Origin of the sequence: Nostoc sp. JL31, from assembly GCF_017114965.1 — a bacterium.
Taxonomy (GTDB): domain Bacteria; phylum Cyanobacteriota; class Cyanobacteriia; order Cyanobacteriales; family Nostocaceae; genus Nostoc; species Nostoc punctiforme_A.
Window position 1 is genome coordinate 1 of the sequence record NZ_JABXKO010000043.1, and the last position, 19,230, is coordinate 19,230.

Sequence of the window (19,230 nt, forward strand, 5' to 3'; positions counted from 1 at the left end):
CCTTCTGAGGCTCGACGTTGACCTTCTGAGGCTCAACTTTGACCTTCTGAGGCTCGACGTTGACCTTCTGAAGCTCGACGTTGACCTTCTGAGGCTCAACTTTAAAATTTACACCTCAAATCCAATGCCCCTAAGATATACCACCTAAATGAGAAACAGCTTAAAGCCTCTTAAATTTTTCTCGACGATACCAGCTACAAATTCGCTCAGGTGAAACGCCGAGCAAATAAGCAATAATTACTATTTGATTAAGCAGCGTAGTTTTCAATACTCCCTTTTGCAACCATCTACGCGCTGAGGTGACAACTGGTGTAGGAATAATTACAACACGTCCGATGCGTTTTAAACGACGCATGAGTTCAAAGTCTTCCATGATAGGCAATTCGGGAAAGCCGCCTATTTGCTGAAATATTTCCTTTGTTAAAAAAATTGCTTGGTCGCCATAAGGCATTTGGTAAAAATGCGATCGCACATTTACTCCCCACTCTACCCATCGTAAACTTAAAAGTGAGGCATCAATCCGCAACTTAAAAGCACCAGCTACAGTCCCCGATTGTTGTAGCGCTGTGCAAATCATCTCATCAAACCCTGTTGGCAAACGGGTATCTGCATGGAGAAATAGCAGAATCTCACCGCTAGCTGCTACAGCACCCGCGTTCATTTGCACAGCACGACCGGGAGATGATGAGATAACTTTGACATTTAAAGACTGAGCGATCGCTACAGTATCATCACTAGAGCCACCGTCTACAACAATGACTTCTATATTTAGATTGGCTTGAGTAGTAGCAATGGCTTTTTTAATATTCCCCGCTTCATTAATAGCCGGAATAATAATCGAAATTTTAGCTCCGTCAATACTCTCACTCATGATTGCTGAGTTTTCTTTTCCGGTTGGTCAGGAAATGAACACTCTACCGTTACCTTCAGATTGCTTTCAGCCGTGCCTTTCGTTACGTAAGGTATACCTGCTTCACCGCCAACTTTGATGCCAAATTCAAGAGTGACTTTATCAATATTGGCAACAGGGATTTTCTTAAAAGCATTAAGTGAATAAACAGTGTAAGCCCGAATTGTACCTTCAATTGCTTGGAAATTTTGGACTATCTGTTTTTGTGCAGCATCAGCATCCCATCCCTTATCAATTAGCGCTTCTTCTTCTCCCTCTGGAGAAACTTCGGTAATGACTGGTGGAGCATCTACATTATTTGTAGCCTCAATGTAAATAATCGTGCCATCTTCTAACTGAATAGGTGTGAGTTGAGTCATGGGGATAAATCTCGCCTAAAAGAATTGCGTCTAGGGTAGCCCAGCGGTGCTTATCTACAAAATTTTACGGAAAATGCGGTAAATTTCTTGTAGAAGCTGGAAATAATTCGGCACAACTATCATAGGGCTTTGCAGGATGAGTCGAGACGCTTTGGTGGTGGGAATTAATACGTATGACCGCTTAAAGAGTCTCAACGCACCAGCTACCGATGCTGAAGCGATCGCTCAAATTTTACAACAATATGGCGAATTTCAGGTAACGCGGCTCCCAGCAGTCAAAGACAAGGAAAATGAGACGATTCGCATTGGTAAGCAAACTAAAGTTAGTTTAACTCAGTTAGAAAGAGCGATCGTCCAATTGTTTAAGCCAGATGGGAAGCCACCAGACACAGCACTGCTGTATTTTTCCGGTCATGGATTGCGGAAAAATCTAGGGATTCAGGAAGGCTTTTTAGCGACAAGTGAAGTCAACCCTGATGAGAGTAAGTGGGGATTATCTTTGCAATGGCTGCGGCGACTGCTGCAAGAAAGTGAAGTAAGACAACAAATTGTAATTTTGGATTGCTGCCATAGCGGAGAAGTGCTAAATTTTGCAGAGGCAGATCCAGGCGATCGCGGTAAAGGCAGAGACAGGTGTCTTATTGCGGCTTCTCGTGATTTTGAAGTCGCTTTTGAAGAGATTAACAGCCAACACAGCGTTCTCACTGCTGCACTGCTGAAAGGTTTAGAACCAAAACAAGACCGTTGGGTGAGTAACTACACTTTAGTAGACTTGCTCAATCAAGAACATCACCCGTTTCCCCAGCGTCCCATATTTGCTAACTCTGGTGAAGCAATTAATCTCACCCGTAAATGGAATTCCTCTCCTGTTAACTCCACAGTACAGATATAAGCTATTTGTCCTTACAAAGGGTTGTCTTATTTTGATTGCACAGAAGCAGATGCCAACTTAAGATATGCCAACCTCAGCAGTGCCGACCTCAGCGGTGCCAACCTCAGCTATGCCAAAAACCTAACTCCTGAGCAAGTTAAATCTGCTGAAAATTGGGATAAGGCTAAATATGACAAAGATTTTCGAGCCAAGCTTGGTTTACCACCAGAACCAGCTAAATGAATACTTTGGGTTGCGTTTTTACTTCTACCCAATCCCGCAATGCAACTTTCCGCAAACTTTTTTTACATCATTAATTCGACTAAAAGTAGTTGTTTTGCGGTTTTGTTTGCGTCTCTGGGCAAAACAAAAAGATTTATTTGTCAGAGCGAGCAAAGCGATCAGGGACTGCTTCGCTGGCAATGAGTTTTCATAATCAAGCGATCGCACTAAACAAAGACGAACCCTGCATCTAGTCTGAAAAAATGGTGTTCAAGAGCGATCGCACTTTTCGGAGATTGCTTTGCAGGCAATGAGTTTTTATAATTAAGCGATCGCAGCAAATAAAAACCAACCCTGCATCTAGTCTGAAAAAATGGTGTTCAAGAGCGATCGCTCTTTTCAAAGATTGCTTTGCTCACAGTAAGTTTTTATAATTAAGCGATCGCAGAACCCTGAAGTCACTTCCGGGAATTCTGCATCTAGTCTGAAAAAATGGTGTTAACTGATAACTGTCAACCACCAAGTATTATGTATAATTACAATCCCTTAGATTGCCTACCTTCATCGGCGGAATTACCAGATTCTGATGATACCCCTGTGGATAACGAACTACAAATATTAATTCCTAATTTATTGTTAGCCATCTTAGCCTCGATTTGGCAAACCCGTGATGACTGGTTTTTCGGTATCAACATGGGAATTTACTATACACCATTACAACCAGCTATAGTCCCCGATGGGTTTTTGAGTTTAGGTGTTGAACGTTTTGTTGGAGAAAACGGACGTTCTAGTTACGTTTTCTGGGAAGAAGAAGGAATTACGCCCATTTTAGCTTTAGAAGTGGTTTCTCAAACCTACAATGGCGAATATGAACAAAAGAAAATAGATTATGCCCAATTAGGCATTTTATATTACGTCATTTATGCACCAACGCGGCTACGTCGTAAGCGTCAACGTTTAGAAGTTTATCGCTTAGTTGAAGGTAAATACACTCTACAACTCGGCGATCAAATTTGGATGCCAGAAATTGGTTTAGGGATTGGACGAGAACAGGGTACTTATCAAGGAAGAATACGAGAATGGCTGTTTTGGTATGACCAAGATGGTAACAGATACCAAACTCCAGAAGAGATAAACGCACAACAGCAACAACAGCTAGAACAAACTCAGCAGCAGCTTCAAGAACTTTTAGCCAGATTACAACAACAAGGAATTGACCCAAATTTACTATGAACTACCCCTAGCTCAAACTTTCGCACAGCCAGAGGTAGTTCATTATCTTAACTGCGGTTATCTATCTGAGCGCGTTGCAAACTTCCAGAGAAGTCAACATAAACACTTTTCCATTCTGTGAAAACATCCAAAGCAGTAGTTCCAGCTTCGCGGTGTCCGTTACCGGTTTGTTTCACACCACCAAAGGGCAAGTGTACCTCTGCGCCAATAGTGGGGCCGTTAATATAGGTGATACCTGCTTCGATGTCGCGCATGGCAGTAAAAGCCCGATTGATATCGCGGGTGTAAACTGAAGAAGAAAGACCATAATTGCTATTGTTGAGAATTGCGATCGCATCCTCAAAAGAACTAACCTCAATCAATACCACCACTGGCCCAAATATCTCTTCACGAGCAACGCGCATATCAGGAGTTACATCATCCAAAATAGTTGGTTGAAAGAAGTAACCCTTTTTCAGTGAGCCTTCAGTGGCAATTTCTCCACCAATTAAAACCTTCGCCCCTTCCTCACGAGCGATATCCAAATACTTCCTAACCTGCTGAAGTTGCTTTTCATTGACAATCGGGCCAATATCTGTATCAAAGTCACTGCCAGCACCCAAGCGTAATTTACTGGTACGCTCATAAAGCATCGCGGTAAATTTTTCCTTGATATCACGATGCAAAATCAGCCGACTAGTAGCCGTACAGCGTTGCCCAGTTGTTCCAAATGCTCCCCATACTGCACCATCAAGAGCAAGTTCTAAATCCGCATCTTCCATCACCACTTGAGCATTTTTACCACCCATTTCCAAACAGACACGCTTGTGAGTGCGGCCACAAGTAGCACCAACAAAAGCACCCGTTTCTGAAGAACCAGTAAAGGATACTAAATCAACATTGGGATGCTCAACTAAAGCTTTCCCCGCCTCCTCTCCCACACCATGCACCAAGTTAATTACTCCTGGTGGTAAACCTGCTTGTTGAAAAATCTCAATCAATTTAGTTGCACAGGCGGAAGTATCTTCGGCAGGTTTGAGGATGACTGTATTGCCACACACCAAGGCTGGCATAGCTTTCCAGCAAGGAATTGCCACCGGGAAATTCCAGGGAGTAATTAAGGCACAGACTCCGATGGGCATCCGCACAGTCATAGCGAATTTGTTGGACATTTCCGAGGGTGTGGTTTGCCCAAATAATCGCCTTCCTTCGCCAGCACTGTAAAAGGCGCAGTCAATACCTTCTTGGACATCTCCCCTAGCTTCTGTCAAGGGTTTACCCATTTCCCGGCTGATTAATTGAGCAAGTTGTTCTTTATGCTGGAGTAATATTTCTCCAACGCGAAAGATATATTCTGCCCTCGCTGGGGCTGGGACTTTGCGCCAACTGTGGTAGGCTTTACGGGCGGCGGCTACCGCTGTATCTACATCCTTAACTTGGGAACGGGGAAATGTGGCCACGACTTCGGTTTTGTCGGCAGGATTGCGGCGTTCCAGAGTTGCTTCACCGATAGCACTCAACCATTGACCGTCTATATAATTGCGGCAAAATAGCGGAGTTGTCATTTTGAAAATCTCCGATGATCCACTGAAACTTGTGTATTAAGTTTGCTTGCTTTCTAGGTTATCCTCAAGTTTAAGAAATTGGCGCAATAACCAAATATCGATATAAAAGTTAAGGCACTAACGCCAATACTCCTACAGGAGAACCAGAACCACCACGTAATCTTAGAGGTGCGATCGCTAGAGTAGTACCTTTCGGTGGCAGTTGATCCAAATTTGTTAGATTCTCCAACACAATGCGCGGTTTTTCCAATACCAAGCGGTTAATCGCAAAACTGTTATCTTGTCCTGGATCTACACCATGAGTATCGATTCCTACACCAATTATTTGCCGTTTATCAAGTAAAAATTGAGTGGCATCGCTGCCAAATCCTGGAAAGTGGGGAATCCCTTGAGCATCATGATTGAGGAATGCACTTTTATCAAACCACTTTTTCTGCCAACCAGTATTCAATATAACTACGCAGCCACTAGAAACTTCACCGTATTCTTCTTCCCAAGCCAAAACATCAGCAATAGTCAGGGCATAATCAGGATTAACTGCTGTGGCTTGGCAAATATTTATAACTACCGCAGGTACAACCAAAGACTGGGCTGGGTATTGGTCAATTCCCACAGCATAACTATGAAAACTGTTAGGGGCGTTGATATGGGTAGCGCTATGTTCCCCCAAGGAGAAACGCCGCAGGTAATAACCATCATTATTTAGTTCAGCCACAGTCTCAAATTCTACTGTGGGATCTCCAGACCATTGGGGAATATCTACGTCAATTACATGACTTAGGTGGATAACACGTGTGTAGGTGATACTATTTTGACTTTGGGGTTGTATCATCCCAGCCTTCTATATTATTTTTACTCAGGGATTTTTTTTATCAGGTACGTAGGTGCAGATAGTTGTATACATCATCTGGGTTGGACTACTCCTACGCAAACATAGTACTACCATTACAACGTTTTTCCAACCTAATTCCCTATACGAAAAGAGATAATCCCCCCAATTTCTGTAAATTTTAGGCTATTGAGGGGGTTCAAATGTTGCAGCAAAAAGTGAGTTAATCTTAAGTTAACAACTATTAGATTAAGTTTAAATTAAGCTTTGATTAAAACTGGTGGAATATATACACTCTCTATCAACCCTTGCTTGTAATCCAGAATACTTCCATCAGCATCAAGACGAAAGTATGAATCAGGAAGTACTTGCAAAATCGCTGCAAATTCTGATGTTTTTTGGCGTAACTGTGATTCAACTGCTTGGCGTTTGGTAATTTCAGCTTGCAGTTGATCTTCTGTAATTTTACGTATACGGCGAGAAAAATTTGTAGATAGCGAGCAGCTTTCTGTTATAGAAGGTTGACTTATCCCTATCGGTACTTCTGTTAGATCGACACAATAACCGATGTAACCGAGAAAGCTACCATCTGCTGCAAATCGTGGCGCGGCTGTATCTAAAATCCAGCGATATTCGCCATCAGATCCACGCAGGCGATATTGTCTCTGGAAGGAATTGTGCGTCGCAAATGCTCTCAGGTATATATCTTCGCATCGCTGTCTATCTTCTGGATGGACGCTGCCAGTCCAAATATTGCCTATTTCCTCTTCTCGCGCAGATGCAGACACGGCTGTTTTTAGATGTGTTCCAGTGAATTTCAGCCAATTAGAATTGAAGTAACAGTAAAGTGCATTGCATCCAGACATCCAAATCATTAGAGGAGCAATATCCGCCTGCTGGCAAAATACTTTTTCATGCTGTTGTATTTCTTCTTCTTCAACTATGATTTCTTTAACGTAGCTCTGCACCTTTTTAGAAAACACTTTTGCCTGCCTGCTCTGCCTAAATTATGGAGGTAATATGCTGAAAATATTAATTTTTAATACATGGATATAATCTTGTTTATGCCAACCTTCTAACTATCTTAATACTTTATTTATTTTTATATGCCCAGCAATTCCTCTTTTACTGTAAATAAATTGAAAAAACGCTGAAGTTATCATTAAGATTAACTTCAGCATTTTTTATGAAATTTAAATTATCTATATATTAGGGAGCTTGTTTGACTTTGTTTTTTTGAAGTCATTTATAAATTCATCTTAGCTATGTAATTGCATTGCTCAAAAACCTGATTTAGCTTTACGAAAACTATATGAGTTTCTGCAACACATTTACATCTTTATAAAAAATTCACAATAATCAAGAATTTTATCCAAAATAAATATTGATTTTTTATCAAGAAGAATTCAGCATGAATTAAAATCTGGCTGATGGATCTATCTTGCTTAAAATCAGTGGGTATAAAAGAGTTTGAGAACCACATCTGTATTAAGCAGTTATTATCTGATTTTTGGTATAAAAATCAACTTTATTTATTTTTAATTTTGGATAATGATGAATGTATTCTTTTTTATTGTTCCCAACAAAACTCAATTTTTCAAAATAGTCTTGACTAGTCAAAATGCCTTATATAGCAATCCTATATGAGTGATGAGAAATCTAAGTGATAACGAACCATCTCTCTACGAAATAGTACAATGTAGCTTGATTACTCGTAGAGTTACGCACAGTATCTTGTAGAGAAGTACGCCAAGAAAAAGAGAACAAATCTCACCAATGATTTAGGATTGCTATAGCAAAATCGCAAATTAAATGAGAGAAATGCTAAATGTGATATCAACTGGTTGCAACAATTGCTGGTAATCGCATTTTATATGTTATAAAGCTCACAGAAATTAATGTTAGGCGGAAACTACTTTATGGAACCAGATAAACTGGGCCGTTTTAAGGAGTACGGCGAATTCATCCTCCGAAAGATAGATTCTGTGCCCCAGTACCCTTCTAAACAAGAAGATTGGGTTCCAGCTAGTCTTGATGACTGTCTGCTACGTTTGCGATCGGCTGCCCAGAAAACTGTGGACCTGGCAACTTCGCCTGTCAAAATCGGTGTGATGGGAGAATTTAGTAGTGGAAAAACCTTACTTTTAGGCAGTCTAATTGGATATGCAGATGCTTTGCCGGTGAGTGAAAACCCCACAACAGGTAATGTTACCGCCATACATATTATTCCGCAAGATGATTTTGCAACGACGCAATTAAGTAACTTTACAGTAGAATATCTTTCTCATGAAGGCGTACATGAGTGTCTACGCTTCATGCTAGGGGAAGCCAATAAACGAACAACAGCAGCAGGGCTTCCTCCGATACCAGTATCGAAACTCAACTCTGGCAACGATATTATTAGCTGGTGTGAAGAAGCGTGGAATAGCAGTAACAATTTAGAGCTACGTTATTTACTCCGGGAGTTGGTATTATTCCTGCGGGCTTATCAAGCTTATGGGGAGGTTATGTGTGGTGGGCACTACCAAATTGATGCTACTACCGCCCGCGAGGGGCTACAGCTCGTTGAACAGCCAATGGCAATCCAAACTCTGAAATTTGAGGATCTACCCCCAGCACATATCCGATTACCGAGTCCACCCCAGAGGCTACCAACAAAGTTATTGCAAAATAGCTTCCCACTAATCCGCCGCGTAGATATCGATGTGAAAATCTCACGGGAAATTTGGGATTTTGCAGATGCAGCTAAATTTATTCTCATTGACTTTCCGGGATTGGGGGCTGCTAATTCGGGGGCTAGGGATACCTTTTTGTCACTGCGAGAATTGGCAGAAGTACAGACAATTTTGGTATTGCTCAATGGTAAATCTCCTGGGAGCGATCGCGCCAATAAAATCTTCACGATGATGCAGCAGCAGCGACCGGGCCAAGACCTGAAAGATTTAATTCTTGTCGGTGTGGGTCGCTTCGATCAACTACCCTTAGATAGCGAGGGTGGCGAAAGAGAACTTGACCATCTGATTGAAGATAGCCATTTAGAAGAGGAAACGGTTCTCCAAAAACTCAAAGTTCTGCAAACTACCATTGACGGTGCAGCAGCATTTACAACCCAAAAAGACCGCATCGTTTTACTGTCGCCACTGTTGGGACTGGCTGAATTAGCAAAACGTTCTACTACAGTCAAAGCAGGCTCACCAGAATTTTTAGCTAACCTAGACTATCCTGATTACCTAGATCGGTCTAAACGGCTACAACAGAAATGGGAGCTATTAAGTGAACGGCTGATAGAATCTAACACCCGTAGCTATTTAGGCAGACAGTTGGGTTACTTTAGTCAAGATGGCGGACTTAGTAAGCTGCGGGAATTGATTCAAACCCACGTAGCTACTCATGGTCTGAAGCAACTTCATGAAGATACTAAAAGAGCTGCTGATGTGGTAAGTCAGCAACAAGATCACTTGAAAGACATCATAGATGAAATTCACGAGCAAGGTATCCCCACAGGCGATAATCCCGCTTTTATCGAATTGCGCTTTGTGGTCGAAAGCTTAGATAAAATCTACAGAAATTTCCAAAAAGATATCGGCAAAGAACCACTCAAAGACCGGCGCGGTGTTGTCGTCAGCGATGTAGTAAAAGACGAACTCACCTTTAGAATCCTCAATTGGAACCAGTGGACTTTACTCTTTAACAAAGCTAATAATGGAGCGATCGCTCTGGCAGAATCTAAAGGTGCAGCCGGGAAATTATTCGATCGGGGAAACCGCGTAAATACTTCCCTTCCGACTAAGAGCGATGATTTTTATCCAGTATTTGAGAAAACCGTTAAAGAAGTAGAAGATTTTGCCCGCGATCGCATCCATCAAGCCGTGGTAGATTTGTTGAACCAATTATCAAATTATATAGCCCCAGAACGCGAACAATTGCAGGCATTTTTCCACCCAGAAATGGAACAAGAAATCGAAGAAAAATTTGGTTTTGAAGATGCCGATCTCTTTTACAAATTATTACTAGGATGCGACCCTAACGAATGGAAAGAAGCAATTATCGCTGAAATCAGTAGTAAAGACAAAACCGTTGCACCCGAAATTATCTTTCCCTTAGCACGTCAAGACGATAAACACAACGTCGGTCAAATATTTGATTGGGCACCAGAGAAAAGCCAAGGTTTACCTAGATCCAGCAATCACCAACTTTTAGTACTGCGACTGCGAGATGAAATTACTGCTAGCGCCAGCCTCCATCTTGTGCAGTATGTTAGTGAAGTTAATCAACAAATTAATTCTGAACTAGAAGGTATTTTGGATCAAATTATTCCTAGTCTGCAAAACCTTTCAAAAAAAGAAACTTTGCTAAGATATTTGGCAGATGGGGAATTGCCATCTGAGATCCAAATTCCTACTTGGTTGCAGATTATTTCTGAAATGGCGGCTGTTTCTCCCTCAGACGATTTGGATTTGACATGACGCGATCGCGTCGAGATATTGCAGTTTATAAATTCGCAAACTTAAGCCGTGAAAAGGTAGAAGCAATGTTAGGAGTTAAGTTAGAAGAAACTAGGGTTTATCAAGAAGCTAAACAAGAGGGACGAGAAGAACTAAAACTTGAACTTGTATCTCGGTTCTTAGCTCGTGGTATGTCGATGGAAGAGGTTGCCCAGTTACTTGATTTAACTATTGAACAAGTAAGACTTGCAACTGAGCAAGAGTCTTCAACATCAACTTAGTAACTACCGTAATTTTCATAGCAATACCTAGTTTGAGCTACACCTACGTCCTTTCATATAAAAGCGTAGGCGTAGATATCGTGTCAAATAAAAAAGCCAGTGCTAAAAAGAATCAGTGGTACAAGACCAAAAATTAAAAGTTTTTACCGCAATGATTCTCTAAATTTGTAATTTTATGATAGAACATTACAGTTTTTAGCCAGCTATAAAATAAACAACAGAAAGTGATACTATAATGAACCCTTTTCAACTCAACAAATATAGCGAGCAAGAAGCAAGCGAGAAACAACAAAAAAGATTTCCAGGATGGTTTGCTTTAGATTTTGGCACGTCGAATTCGACAGTGACACTTTTCGATCCAATTGAAGTACCGATCGCAGAAATTTTACCCAAAGAACAAGAGATGCGGTTGCGCGATCGCTTATCGCAATGGCTCAGTTCTCCCGCCTCAGTGGCTTTACCAGATGTCAGCGCTGATGATTGGGCAAAGTTTATCACAGAAATTAGCAAAAATTTAGAGATAGAACCCAGCCGATTGAGTGAAGTATTTGAAAGTGATAATAAAGAGCGATTTTTGGAAGCAATTCGCCAAATTGAACTTTCTTTAGGAAACAGCGAGAGATTCCGCCGGGCTGTCAGCAAAAAACTTTACCAAATTTATCATGAGGTGTTCCGCGTCCCTACCTTAGAGTCGCAAAATCTGATCCCAGTTGTGCTGGATATCGATCGCCGCGATACGGAAATTCCCAGCGAGTCGGAAATTTCGCACTTAGGGGATTTAAAACTGCGGATGGGTAGGGAAGCTAGAGATAACCGAAAAAAAGCGATCGCTCAAGGTACAAGCGGTTCTTTAAAGGAAATTATCAGCAGGTTTCACCATTCACCCAAACGCTATTTTGGTCAGGAGCGATCGTTTTCAGTTATTTTGGATGGCGAAGAAGAAACAATTACTGCTAACCAACTAATTCAATCTGCTTGGGCGCATTTAATCGAGTTAACTGAAGACTACCGCCAACACGCACGACGCAGATTTTCGGAAGGAGATTTTTTAACAGCAGTTGTCACCTACCCAACAGTCGCCCCACCAGTTGTTCGCAAGGAAGTTAGGGAATTAGTTGAGCAGTTGGGGATCGACGATGTACAAACTGCTTATGACGAAGCCGTTTCTGTGGCAATATTCTTTTTGTGGCGAGAATTTGGCGGTAATCTCAACATTGGGATCGAGTCATTTAAAACCCGTTGTCGCCAAGTAGGAAACAAATGGTCACAAAATGTTCTCGTCTTGGATATCGGCGGCGGAACTACAGACTTAGCTTTAATTGAATTGACTTTAGAAGATAAAACCCCAGCTTTTGCTGATTATGAAGACCGAGGTTTAGGAGGACGTTACTATAAACTTACTCCCAAACTATTAGGTTCATCTGGTCATTTACAGCTAGGTGGTGAGTTAATTACACTGCGAATTTTCAGATTATTAAAAGTTGCGATCACAGACTTTTTATTGGCAGCAGTAACAACAGGTGATATAGAAAACGAAAAGTTAGAAGACTTAATTAACTCCGAGTTAAACGAGCGCTTCTTAGAACAAGGCAAATTCAAAATTGGCAGTCTTTTAAAATGTCTGGATAGAGAAAATCCAGAAGGCGATATTGCTTACAAAGATGCTCTTGACACTGCCGAGAAAGTATTGCCCACCCGTTGGCAACAAGCACCCCAACGTCTGCAATCTTTTTATCTTCTCTGGGATTATGCAGAAGCAGCTAAACTTAAACTTGGGCAAAAGCCACCAGCAGAGAATTCTCTATTAACCTTCACACTTTCTGAGCAGCAAATTTCCGAATTGCTCACCCAAAGCGCCGTTAAATTGCAAGTCAAAGATCCAAATAACATCTGTATCACCTTAGATAACCAGCAATTTGAACGAGCCGCCGCATCTGGAATTAAAGAAGCGATCGGGATTGCCAAAGGATTAATGGAAAGTCGTTTGCGTCCCGACGATCTCACCAAAGATTCTTGGAATTCCCAAAAAGTTGATTGGTTAATTTTGTCTGGTAAAACTTGTAATTTAGACATAGTGCAGCGCCAGATTTACCAAGAATTTAGTAAGTCTCCATATTTTGTCTGGAATCCAGAACGGATTACTTTTGTGTTGGAATTTACCAAACTAGCCACCTCCGCCGGGGCTTGTTATGCCGAAAAGCTACGAAGATTGAGATTCGATCCAGAAGAGTCTAAAAGCTTGTTGCGTAAGGGAGCCAACCAGCTAGAAATTGATGTCAAAAACCTGTTTTATTATTTGCCCTGCAACTTCAAACGCAAAACCCAAAGCAACGATTTACTAACTATATTCAAAGCTGGACAAGAACTCTATCAACTCGCGCCTTGGGAAACTGTCGCCAAAGTTCGTACTCATTGGCAAGGCATACAATTAACTAACATTATCTACCGTCAAGATTACGAAGAGGGAGATTTACGACTATGGGGAAGCTTTGACGGCAAAAACCTCATGAATAAACTGGGGATGCAAGAAGCAGAGTTTCTGAAAAAAATCAAAGTTCAGTTTGAGATTGACCAAACTCTCGAATTTAACGTCTTGCTTTGTCAAGGAAATCCCCATTATTTAATTGACATTCCTGGTATTGATCTAGAATCAGTAGTTTCAGAAACTTCAGCGCTATTTGCTGATGGTAAATTAAACTGGAATATTGCTGTTGAACGCTTCAATAAAGACTTGAATGATGGTGATATTGCTGTCAATGTGATTGAGTCAGCAACCGTAGATCAACCAGATGCCTACCATCTTGTATTTGAAGTAGGAAATGATGGTAGTAAAACGTTTCACAAATTTCATTATTTGCGCGATGGGGTGACGCAACCAGGAATTGGGTTAATTAGTAATCCCTTACCTCCATTCCCACAAACTGGGCAACACACCTTCTATGTTTATCAAACAGATGCCCAAACCAACAGCAAAAAATGGATAAGAATTGGCGCACTCAGCAAACCAGATGTAAACACAGATTACCCTTGCCAATATCGTGTAACTCTCGACGATCAAGGTATTCTAAGGATGCACGCCGGTGAAGTGCCTTACTGGACATCACAAAATCAAGAATGCCTGAAAGACGAAGGATGTGTGTATCGTGCTGAATTAGAATTGCAACCTAATGAAGTTGATAAAGAACGCGATCCCTTTTGCGGCATACATTAAACCTCTGCGCTAACCTTCTCTACGAGACGCTTCTCTTTCAGAGACGCTAAAGCGAACGCGAATGCGTTCCTCTGCGTTGAAAAAATTAATGTTTTTAAACGCAAAGGGGCGCGGAGTAAACGCAAAGGGGCGCAGAGGTTTGCCAAGTTTTATTCGCTATGAAAATATTTGGAGGTGATATTTATGCAGCACTTGCATCAGCTATTAGAAATAAAAAACTCCGAGTTAGCCCGGTTACTGCGGTTTAGTCTGTATGGACTAGAGACTACTCTGAATCAGGCTCGCGCAGAATTTCCACTAGATCCAGGAGCCAAGGTATGCGATCAGGTGCTGCAAGAACTTCATAACCTGTTGGAACCTGCACCCCCACAGCAAAATACTGGTTGGGAAGATCCGCCAGATGAGTTAAAACTAAATCACCTTCGAGAAGCTTTTAATTCTGACTCAGAACTTAATTATTATCTGGGTAATTCCCAACTACAAAGCCAAACAGATTCAGATTTATGGAATGAGATTCAACGCAAACTGCTACGAGTCCCAGAGGATTTAGCTGCATCTTGGCAACAGCGTACCTTGGATATGGCTGAAAAAGTTGGTGCGATCGCAGATAATTCTAATCTCTTTCAGCTTCCCTTTATCCGCGACGAAATTATCTACCCCGGACTTAGTGGTACTGTTCAAACACAGGGATTGAGCTTGTATCAGCAAGCACTTTCAAATCCTCAAAATCCTCAAGGGAATGCATTCGATTTACCAGCAGCATTCCTATTTTTATATATGAATTTTATCGAAATAGACCCAGATTTACATCACGCTTTAAAGAGCGTTTTTAGCTTCGATGTCGTTTCCTTACACTCTAAACCAGAACAGCGCGATCAATATATTGATGCTTTAAGCGATCGCTTCCAACGCACCCAAAAAGCAGAGAAAAACACTGATCCCTTATCAATACTCCGTGCCTGGATTGATATGGACGAAGCTATACATTCCCTAGTATTCGTACCACCCGCCGAACGCTATTCTTGGTGGGGAAAGCTACAACATGAATCACGGCGCATCCTGAAGAAAGTCGCTGATGAAGCTATTAATGCAGGTAATGAAGTGCGAATTCGCCAATTATCGGGACTTTATGCAGATATCTGTGCTTTATCCAAGGGTGACTTACAGCTAGACTGTGGCGGTATTCCTAGCGAAGTCTTAACTTGTCTTCGAGTATATGCGCGAATTAATCAAGAAGAATCTCCAGGGCGTGTAATATTTCGCTCATCACGCTAGCTGCTGGCAAATTTTCTAATTCTTGAGATTATGAGGCAAGGCAGACAATTTTACTAATCCCCGCCTTGCCTCATAATCTAATGAAGCTAAAAACGTTTAAATCTAAAGGATGCCCCAGAAGTGTAAAATTCCTTGACCAGAAAACACTTCAAGTGCAACAGCAGATAAAAAGCCAATCATTGCAAAACGACCGTTCCAGTTTTCGCTCTGAGGAGTGAAGCCCCAGCGCAAAGCATTAGGATCTTCTGAAACCGAAGGCGTAGTCTTCTTAACGTCTGCCATAAATAATACTCCGAGCTTTTATGTTGTAACAGTTATAACTGCCTGTAAAGTAATGTAACAGACTTTTACGAAATTGCAACATAAACTCAATATAAAATTTATCTGAATATATTACGGGCACGTAATTTTATAGTAGTAGGTTTGCGATCGCCTACGAGGGAAAGCTATGCTCCAACAGCCAATTACTTCAGAAAATTGTACTTGGCGGAATTTACTATTTGACTCCTGATGAGATAATATTCGAGAACAATACGTATATTATACAAGAGTCAAAAAATACTTCAAAAGCATCCTTGCCAAAACTCTCTGATATTCAAGATGGTTTATTCAAGCTAATTTTATTTTCTAATTTAGATTCTTTAATATTGAACGATGAGCCAGTGTTATTTGTTACCAAATTAAAGCTTACTGGCAACAACATTGTTGGTTCTATTGTTTTTCCAGATGCATCTCTAGAAGACCTAGAATACTTTTTAGAAGTTAATATTAAAATTTTTAATACAAATCAAAAAGCAATTATAAAAAAATTGGCTTTAGAAGCTCAAAACAATCATAAACTTAAAATAGAAGTATCCAGTAATTTTTAAACATTATAATGTTGGTTATGATCAAAAGCCCTCTCCGTTATCCTGGTGGTAAGTCAAAAGCAATAAATCAGATAGCTGAATACTTACCAGAGAGCTTTTCAGAATTTCGAGAGCCTTTTGTAGGTGGTGGTTCTGTATTTATTTATTTAAGGCAAAAGTTTCCTGATATCAAGATTTGGATTAACGATTTAAACCGCGAACTCTTTTTATTCTGGAAATTTGCCCAATCTGATATAGCTCAGTTAGTTAAAGAAATTCGACATATTAAAATCAAATATACAGATGGCAAATTACTCTTTAGAGATTTAACTAGTGTAGATGTCAATAATTTATCTAATTTAGAAAGAGCAGTTCGCTTTTTCGTACTCAATAGAATTACTTTTTCAGGAACTGTAGAATCAGGCGGTTTTTCTGAACAAGCTTTCCATAAAAGATTTACTGATTCTTCAATAGAACGGCTAGAAAAGTTAGAAAATATCTTATCAAAAAACGTCAAAATTACTAATTTAGATTATAGCCATCTATTAAAATCAGAAGGAGAAGATGTATTTATATTTTTAGATCCACCGTATTTTAGTGCTACAAAATCAAAACTATATGGTAAAGACGGTGACTTGCACACTTCTTTTGAACATCAAAGATTTGCTGAACTTTTGCAAAAATGTCATCATCGTTGGTTAATTACCTACGACAACTCACAGCAAATTCGAGAAAATTTTCAATGGGCTAATATTTCCGAATGGGAATTACAGTATGGGATGAATAACTATAAGCAGAGTGGTGCGGCTAAAGGAAAAGAGTTATTCATTACTAATTACGAAGTTAAACTTTATTTGGAAAATAAAGCACCAAATCAAAACCTTGCTAATCCAGCTTTGCAATTAAGCCTTGAGATTTAAATCTAACTTTGATAGCTTCCAATTTTCCGGTAGTATAACTCCCATAGCTCTCAATATAGCTACAACACACAAACCTTAGCTATGACAACTTCCCCAATCCCTGCTCAAGAATTCTCTGCTAGCTGGTATATTCTGCTGCAACAATTAATAGATGGACAATCATTGTCTCGCACTCAATCTGCTGAATTGATGCAAGGTTGGCTCAGCGAAGCGGTTCCCCCAGAGTTATCAGGGGCTATATTAACAGCACTGAACTTTAGAGGCATTTCTGCCGACGAGTTGACTGGTATGGCTGAAGTATTACAATCTCAATGTTCGCCACTCAGCATTCAGAAATCAACACTTAGCACTGTAATAGATACCTGTGGCACTGGTGGAGATGGGTCATCAACCTTTAATATTTCTACAGCGGTTGCTTTTGTTGCCGCTGCATCTGGCGTACCCGTTGCTAAACACGGCAATCGTTCAGCATCAAGTCTCACAGGAAGTGCAGATGTATTGGAAGCCTTGGGTGTAAACTTGAGTGCCTCTAGTGAAAAAGTACAAGCAGCACTACAAGAAGTCGGGATCACTTTTTTGTTTGCTCCTGGTTGGCATCCAGCGCTCAAGGCGGTTGCGTCATTACGGCGGACTTTGAAAGTGCGAACAATTTTTAATTTGCTCGGGCCGTTAGTAAATCCCTTGCGTCCAACTGGGCAGGTAGTGGGCTTATTTACTCCTAAGCTTTTGGCAACTGTTGCCGAAGCTTTACAGAATTTGGGCAAGGAAAAGGCGATTGTGCTGCACGGGCGAGAAAAACTTGATGAGGCTGGGTTAGGAGATGAAACTGACTTGGCGGTTTTATCAGACGGAGAAGTACAGTTAACTACTATTAATCCCCTAGATTTAGATTTAACGCCTGCTTCCATAGGTATGCTTCGGGGTGGAGATGTTCAAGAGAATGCGGAGATTCTCAAGGCTGTACTCCAAGGTAAGGGAACTCAGGCGCAACAGGATGCTGTAGCGTTGAATGCGTCGTTGGCGCTGCAAGTAGCGGGTACGATCGCATTCCTCGATCACGCCGAGGGGATTAAAATCGCTAAGGATATCCTACAAAGTGGGGCTGCTTGGACGAAGTTGGAGCAGTTAGTTGAGTTTCTGGGGAATTGATTTGCGATCGCAATTGCGGGCGAAACTCTACGACATTACGCTTAATGGTGACATCGTAGTTGCCAAAAAAGTCATGTCCTAAAAGTCCAGTTTCTAGTTCCGCACCTGCGATCGCTACTGGTATTTTATTCACTATTACCCCGCCAACTGCCATCGAATTCACATAGCCCACAGGAAATTCTACCGCTCTGGAACTCGCGGTGTTTGCCTTAGCTTTTCCCACTGTGACGATTCCCAAAGCATTAGCCATCTCTTGGGTGATGACAGTGCCACTTGCTCCCGTATCGACAATCATCTCAAATTGTTGCTGGCCATTGAAAGTGACTTCCACAATTGGCGTGCCACCAATTCGCCTTTTTATCGGCGCTGTAAATACTGCTTCATCGGGAATCACCACTGCTGATGACGGCAAACCTGGCTTTGGTGATAACGGTTTTGTTTTTTCTATAGGAGGTAAAGTGAACTTTGGTGTGGTTTCTCTCTGGGGAACAACAACTACTATTTTCTGAGGTTCTCTAACTCCAACAGGACGAGGATTAGCTTGCTGTTGGGCATATTTAACTTGGCGGCGATATTCCGTGATTTTGGTTTGAGCGATCGCAAATTCTGGGCTTTTTCGCCGTATTTGTTGCATTAGCGCGATCGCATCCTGATACTGACTCGCCACCAATTTCCAATCACCTGGAGATTGAGCCGATTGGCTGATACTCCAAGCGCCAACAGCTTTGTCTCGTCCCATCTCAAAAAGACTTGGTTCACTTTCAAACGGATCTAGCGGCTGCGCTTCTGGGCTAGCTGCTGGTCTTACTGGTTCAACGCTAGGCTGGACTGGTGCTAGATCCCCAATTGGCGTAGGTTGTTCATCGCCACCAGTAGCGGTGTTCTGTTTGTCTTCACTACAGGCAACGCACAAAACCGCTAGAGTGCTTGATACAAAAATTAGGGTTGCACGGGATAAAAAAGACTGAAGCATAATTAATTTTAACTGCCCAAGCTTTGCCAAATCCACTCCCGCTACTTTAATTCCCTTTTAATTTTAATTAACTATCTTAAAAACTCCCAATTGCTCAACTCATGGGATAATTAACAATCGCAGTATTAAGGAATAGGGAGCAGGGAACAGGGAGAAGAGT

At 41.2% G+C, this 19,230-nt stretch carries 17 protein-coding genes; 10 read left to right on the forward strand and 7 right to left on the reverse strand.

What is annotated here, in order from left to right:
• Positions 1-160: 160 nt before the first annotated feature.
• Entirely contained in the window at positions 161-871 is a 711-nt protein-coding gene (locus HWQ43_RS10040) for a TIGR04283 family arsenosugar biosynthesis glycosyltransferase (RefSeq protein WP_292732577.1), read from the reverse strand.
• Complete coding sequence (locus HWQ43_RS10045; RefSeq protein WP_292732579.1) at positions 868-1,269, reverse strand: CU044_2847 family protein; 402 nt, start codon at positions 1,267-1,269, stop codon at positions 868-870. Before HWQ43_RS10045 ends, HWQ43_RS10040 begins: the two co-directional genes overlap by 4 nt.
• Before the next feature lie 136 nt (positions 1,270-1,405).
• On the opposite strand from HWQ43_RS10045, the gene HWQ43_RS10050 reads away from it, so the two are divergent.
• The 3 genes from HWQ43_RS10050 (at position 1,406) to HWQ43_RS10060 (ending at position 3,595) form a co-directional block, all read left to right on the forward strand.
• Positions 1,406-2,161 (forward strand): caspase family protein, encoded by a 756-nt coding sequence (locus tag HWQ43_RS10050; protein WP_292732581.1) that lies wholly within the window; start codon positions 1,406-1,408, stop codon positions 2,159-2,161.
• A gap of 21 nt (positions 2,162-2,182) precedes the next feature.
• Positions 2,183-2,383, forward strand: coding sequence for a pentapeptide repeat-containing protein (locus HWQ43_RS10055; RefSeq protein ID WP_292732583.1), 201 nt, complete (start codon positions 2,183-2,185; stop codon positions 2,381-2,383).
• Between the two features lie 507 nt (positions 2,384-2,890).
• Positions 2,891-3,595 (forward strand): Uma2 family endonuclease, encoded by a 705-nt coding sequence (locus tag HWQ43_RS10060; protein ID WP_292732646.1) that lies wholly within the window; start codon positions 2,891-2,893, stop codon positions 3,593-3,595.
• A gap of 47 nt (positions 3,596-3,642) precedes the next feature.
• On the opposite strand, the gene HWQ43_RS10065 is transcribed toward HWQ43_RS10060, so the two are convergent.
• The 3 genes from HWQ43_RS10065 to HWQ43_RS10075 form a co-directional block, all read right to left on the reverse strand.
• Positions 3,643-5,139, reverse strand: a complete 1,497-nt coding sequence (locus tag HWQ43_RS10065; RefSeq protein ID WP_292732585.1) for an aldehyde dehydrogenase family protein — start codon at positions 5,137-5,139, stop codon at positions 3,643-3,645.
• Positions 5,140-5,248: 109 nt separating this feature from the next.
• A complete protein-coding gene (locus HWQ43_RS10070; RefSeq protein ID WP_292732587.1) occupies positions 5,249-5,971 on the reverse strand; it encodes a cyclase family protein in 723 nt (240 codons plus the stop codon).
• Between the two features lie 257 nt (positions 5,972-6,228).
• Entirely contained in the window at positions 6,229-6,951 is a 723-nt protein-coding gene (locus tag HWQ43_RS10075) for a PAS domain-containing protein (protein ID WP_292732589.1), read from the reverse strand.
• A 936-nt stretch (positions 6,952-7,887) separates the two neighbouring features.
• Here HWQ43_RS10075 and HWQ43_RS10080 point away from each other — a divergent pair.
• From HWQ43_RS10080 to HWQ43_RS10095, 4 genes are all read left to right on the forward strand, one after another.
• Positions 7,888-10,434: a proteasome protein gene (locus HWQ43_RS10080; RefSeq protein WP_292732591.1), complete on the forward strand. Its 2,547-nt coding sequence runs from the start codon at positions 7,888-7,890 to the stop codon at positions 10,432-10,434.
• Positions 10,431-10,694 (forward strand): hypothetical protein, encoded by a 264-nt coding sequence (locus tag HWQ43_RS10085; protein ID WP_292732594.1) that lies wholly within the window; start codon positions 10,431-10,433, stop codon positions 10,692-10,694. The genes HWQ43_RS10080 and HWQ43_RS10085 overlap by 4 nt, the downstream gene beginning before the upstream one ends.
• Positions 10,695-10,929: 235 nt before the next feature.
• Complete coding sequence (locus HWQ43_RS10090) at positions 10,930-13,905, forward strand: molecular chaperone (protein ID WP_292732596.1); 2,976 nt, start codon at positions 10,930-10,932, stop codon at positions 13,903-13,905.
• A 183-nt stretch (positions 13,906-14,088) separates the two neighbouring features.
• Positions 14,089-15,180, forward strand: coding sequence for a hypothetical protein (locus tag HWQ43_RS10095; RefSeq protein ID WP_292732598.1), 1,092 nt, complete (start codon positions 14,089-14,091; stop codon positions 15,178-15,180).
• A 102-nt stretch (positions 15,181-15,282) separates the two neighbouring features.
• On the opposite strand, the gene HWQ43_RS10100 is transcribed toward HWQ43_RS10095, so the two are convergent.
• Positions 15,283-15,462, reverse strand: coding sequence for a high light inducible protein (locus HWQ43_RS10100; RefSeq protein ID WP_069071239.1), 180 nt, complete (start codon positions 15,460-15,462; stop codon positions 15,283-15,285).
• Between the two features lie 218 nt (positions 15,463-15,680).
• On the opposite strand from HWQ43_RS10100, the gene HWQ43_RS10105 reads away from it, so the two are divergent.
• The 3 genes from HWQ43_RS10105 to trpD all read left to right on the forward strand — a co-directional run bounded on the left by HWQ43_RS10105 (position 15,681) and on the right by trpD (position 18,097).
• Positions 15,681-16,049, forward strand: a complete 369-nt coding sequence (locus tag HWQ43_RS10105) for a hypothetical protein (RefSeq protein ID WP_292732600.1) — start codon at positions 15,681-15,683, stop codon at positions 16,047-16,049.
• Positions 16,050-16,066: 17 nt separating this feature from the next.
• A complete protein-coding gene (locus HWQ43_RS10110) occupies positions 16,067-16,948 on the forward strand; it encodes a DNA adenine methylase (protein WP_292732648.1) in 882 nt (293 codons plus the stop codon).
• A gap of 81 nt (positions 16,949-17,029) precedes the next feature.
• The gene (gene trpD, locus HWQ43_RS10115) at positions 17,030-18,097 is read left to right on the forward strand and encodes an anthranilate phosphoribosyltransferase (RefSeq protein WP_292732602.1); all 1,068 of its coding nucleotides are present in this window, start codon (positions 17,030-17,032) and stop codon (positions 18,095-18,097) included.
• On the opposite strand, the gene HWQ43_RS10120 is transcribed toward trpD, so the two are convergent.
• A complete protein-coding gene (locus HWQ43_RS10120; RefSeq protein ID WP_292732604.1) occupies positions 18,027-19,070 on the reverse strand; it encodes a retropepsin-like aspartic protease in 1,044 nt (347 codons plus the stop codon). The genes trpD and HWQ43_RS10120 overlap by 71 nt on opposite strands.
• Positions 19,071-19,230 lie beyond the last annotated feature (160 nt).

Excerpts from the sequence above, each read along its gene's own strand:
- HWQ43_RS10060 (WP_292732646.1), top strand. The coding sequence starts at position 2,891 with ATGTATAATTACAATCCCTTAGATTGCCTACCTTCATCGGCGGAATTA.
- HWQ43_RS10070 (WP_292732587.1), bottom strand. The coding sequence starts at position 5,971 with ATGATACAACCCCAAAGTCAAAATAGTATCACCTACACACGTGTTATC.
- HWQ43_RS10065 (WP_292732585.1), bottom strand. The coding sequence starts at position 5,139 with ATGACAACTCCGCTATTTTGCCGCAATTATATAGACGGTCAATGGTTG.
- trpD (WP_292732602.1), top strand. The coding sequence starts at position 17,030 with ATGACAACTTCCCCAATCCCTGCTCAAGAATTCTCTGCTAGCTGGTAT.
- HWQ43_RS10090 (WP_292732596.1), top strand. The coding sequence starts at position 10,930 with ATGAACCCTTTTCAACTCAACAAATATAGCGAGCAAGAAGCAAGCGAG.
- HWQ43_RS10120 (WP_292732604.1), bottom strand. The coding sequence starts at position 19,070 with ATGCTTCAGTCTTTTTTATCCCGTGCAACCCTAATTTTTGTATCAAGC.
- HWQ43_RS10080 (WP_292732591.1), top strand. The coding sequence starts at position 7,888 with ATGGAACCAGATAAACTGGGCCGTTTTAAGGAGTACGGCGAATTCATC.
- HWQ43_RS10040 (WP_292732577.1), bottom strand. The coding sequence starts at position 871 with ATGAGTGAGAGTATTGACGGAGCTAAAATTTCGATTATTATTCCGGCT.
- HWQ43_RS10050 (WP_292732581.1), top strand. The coding sequence starts at position 1,406 with ATGAGTCGAGACGCTTTGGTGGTGGGAATTAATACGTATGACCGCTTA.
- HWQ43_RS10085 (WP_292732594.1), top strand. The coding sequence starts at position 10,431 with ATGACGCGATCGCGTCGAGATATTGCAGTTTATAAATTCGCAAACTTA.
- HWQ43_RS10095 (WP_292732598.1), top strand. The coding sequence starts at position 14,089 with ATGCAGCACTTGCATCAGCTATTAGAAATAAAAAACTCCGAGTTAGCC.
- HWQ43_RS10100 (WP_069071239.1), bottom strand. The coding sequence starts at position 15,462 with ATGGCAGACGTTAAGAAGACTACGCCTTCGGTTTCAGAAGATCCTAAT.
- HWQ43_RS10110 (WP_292732648.1), top strand. The coding sequence starts at position 16,067 with ATGATCAAAAGCCCTCTCCGTTATCCTGGTGGTAAGTCAAAAGCAATA.
- HWQ43_RS10045 (WP_292732579.1), bottom strand. The coding sequence starts at position 1,269 with ATGACTCAACTCACACCTATTCAGTTAGAAGATGGCACGATTATTTAC.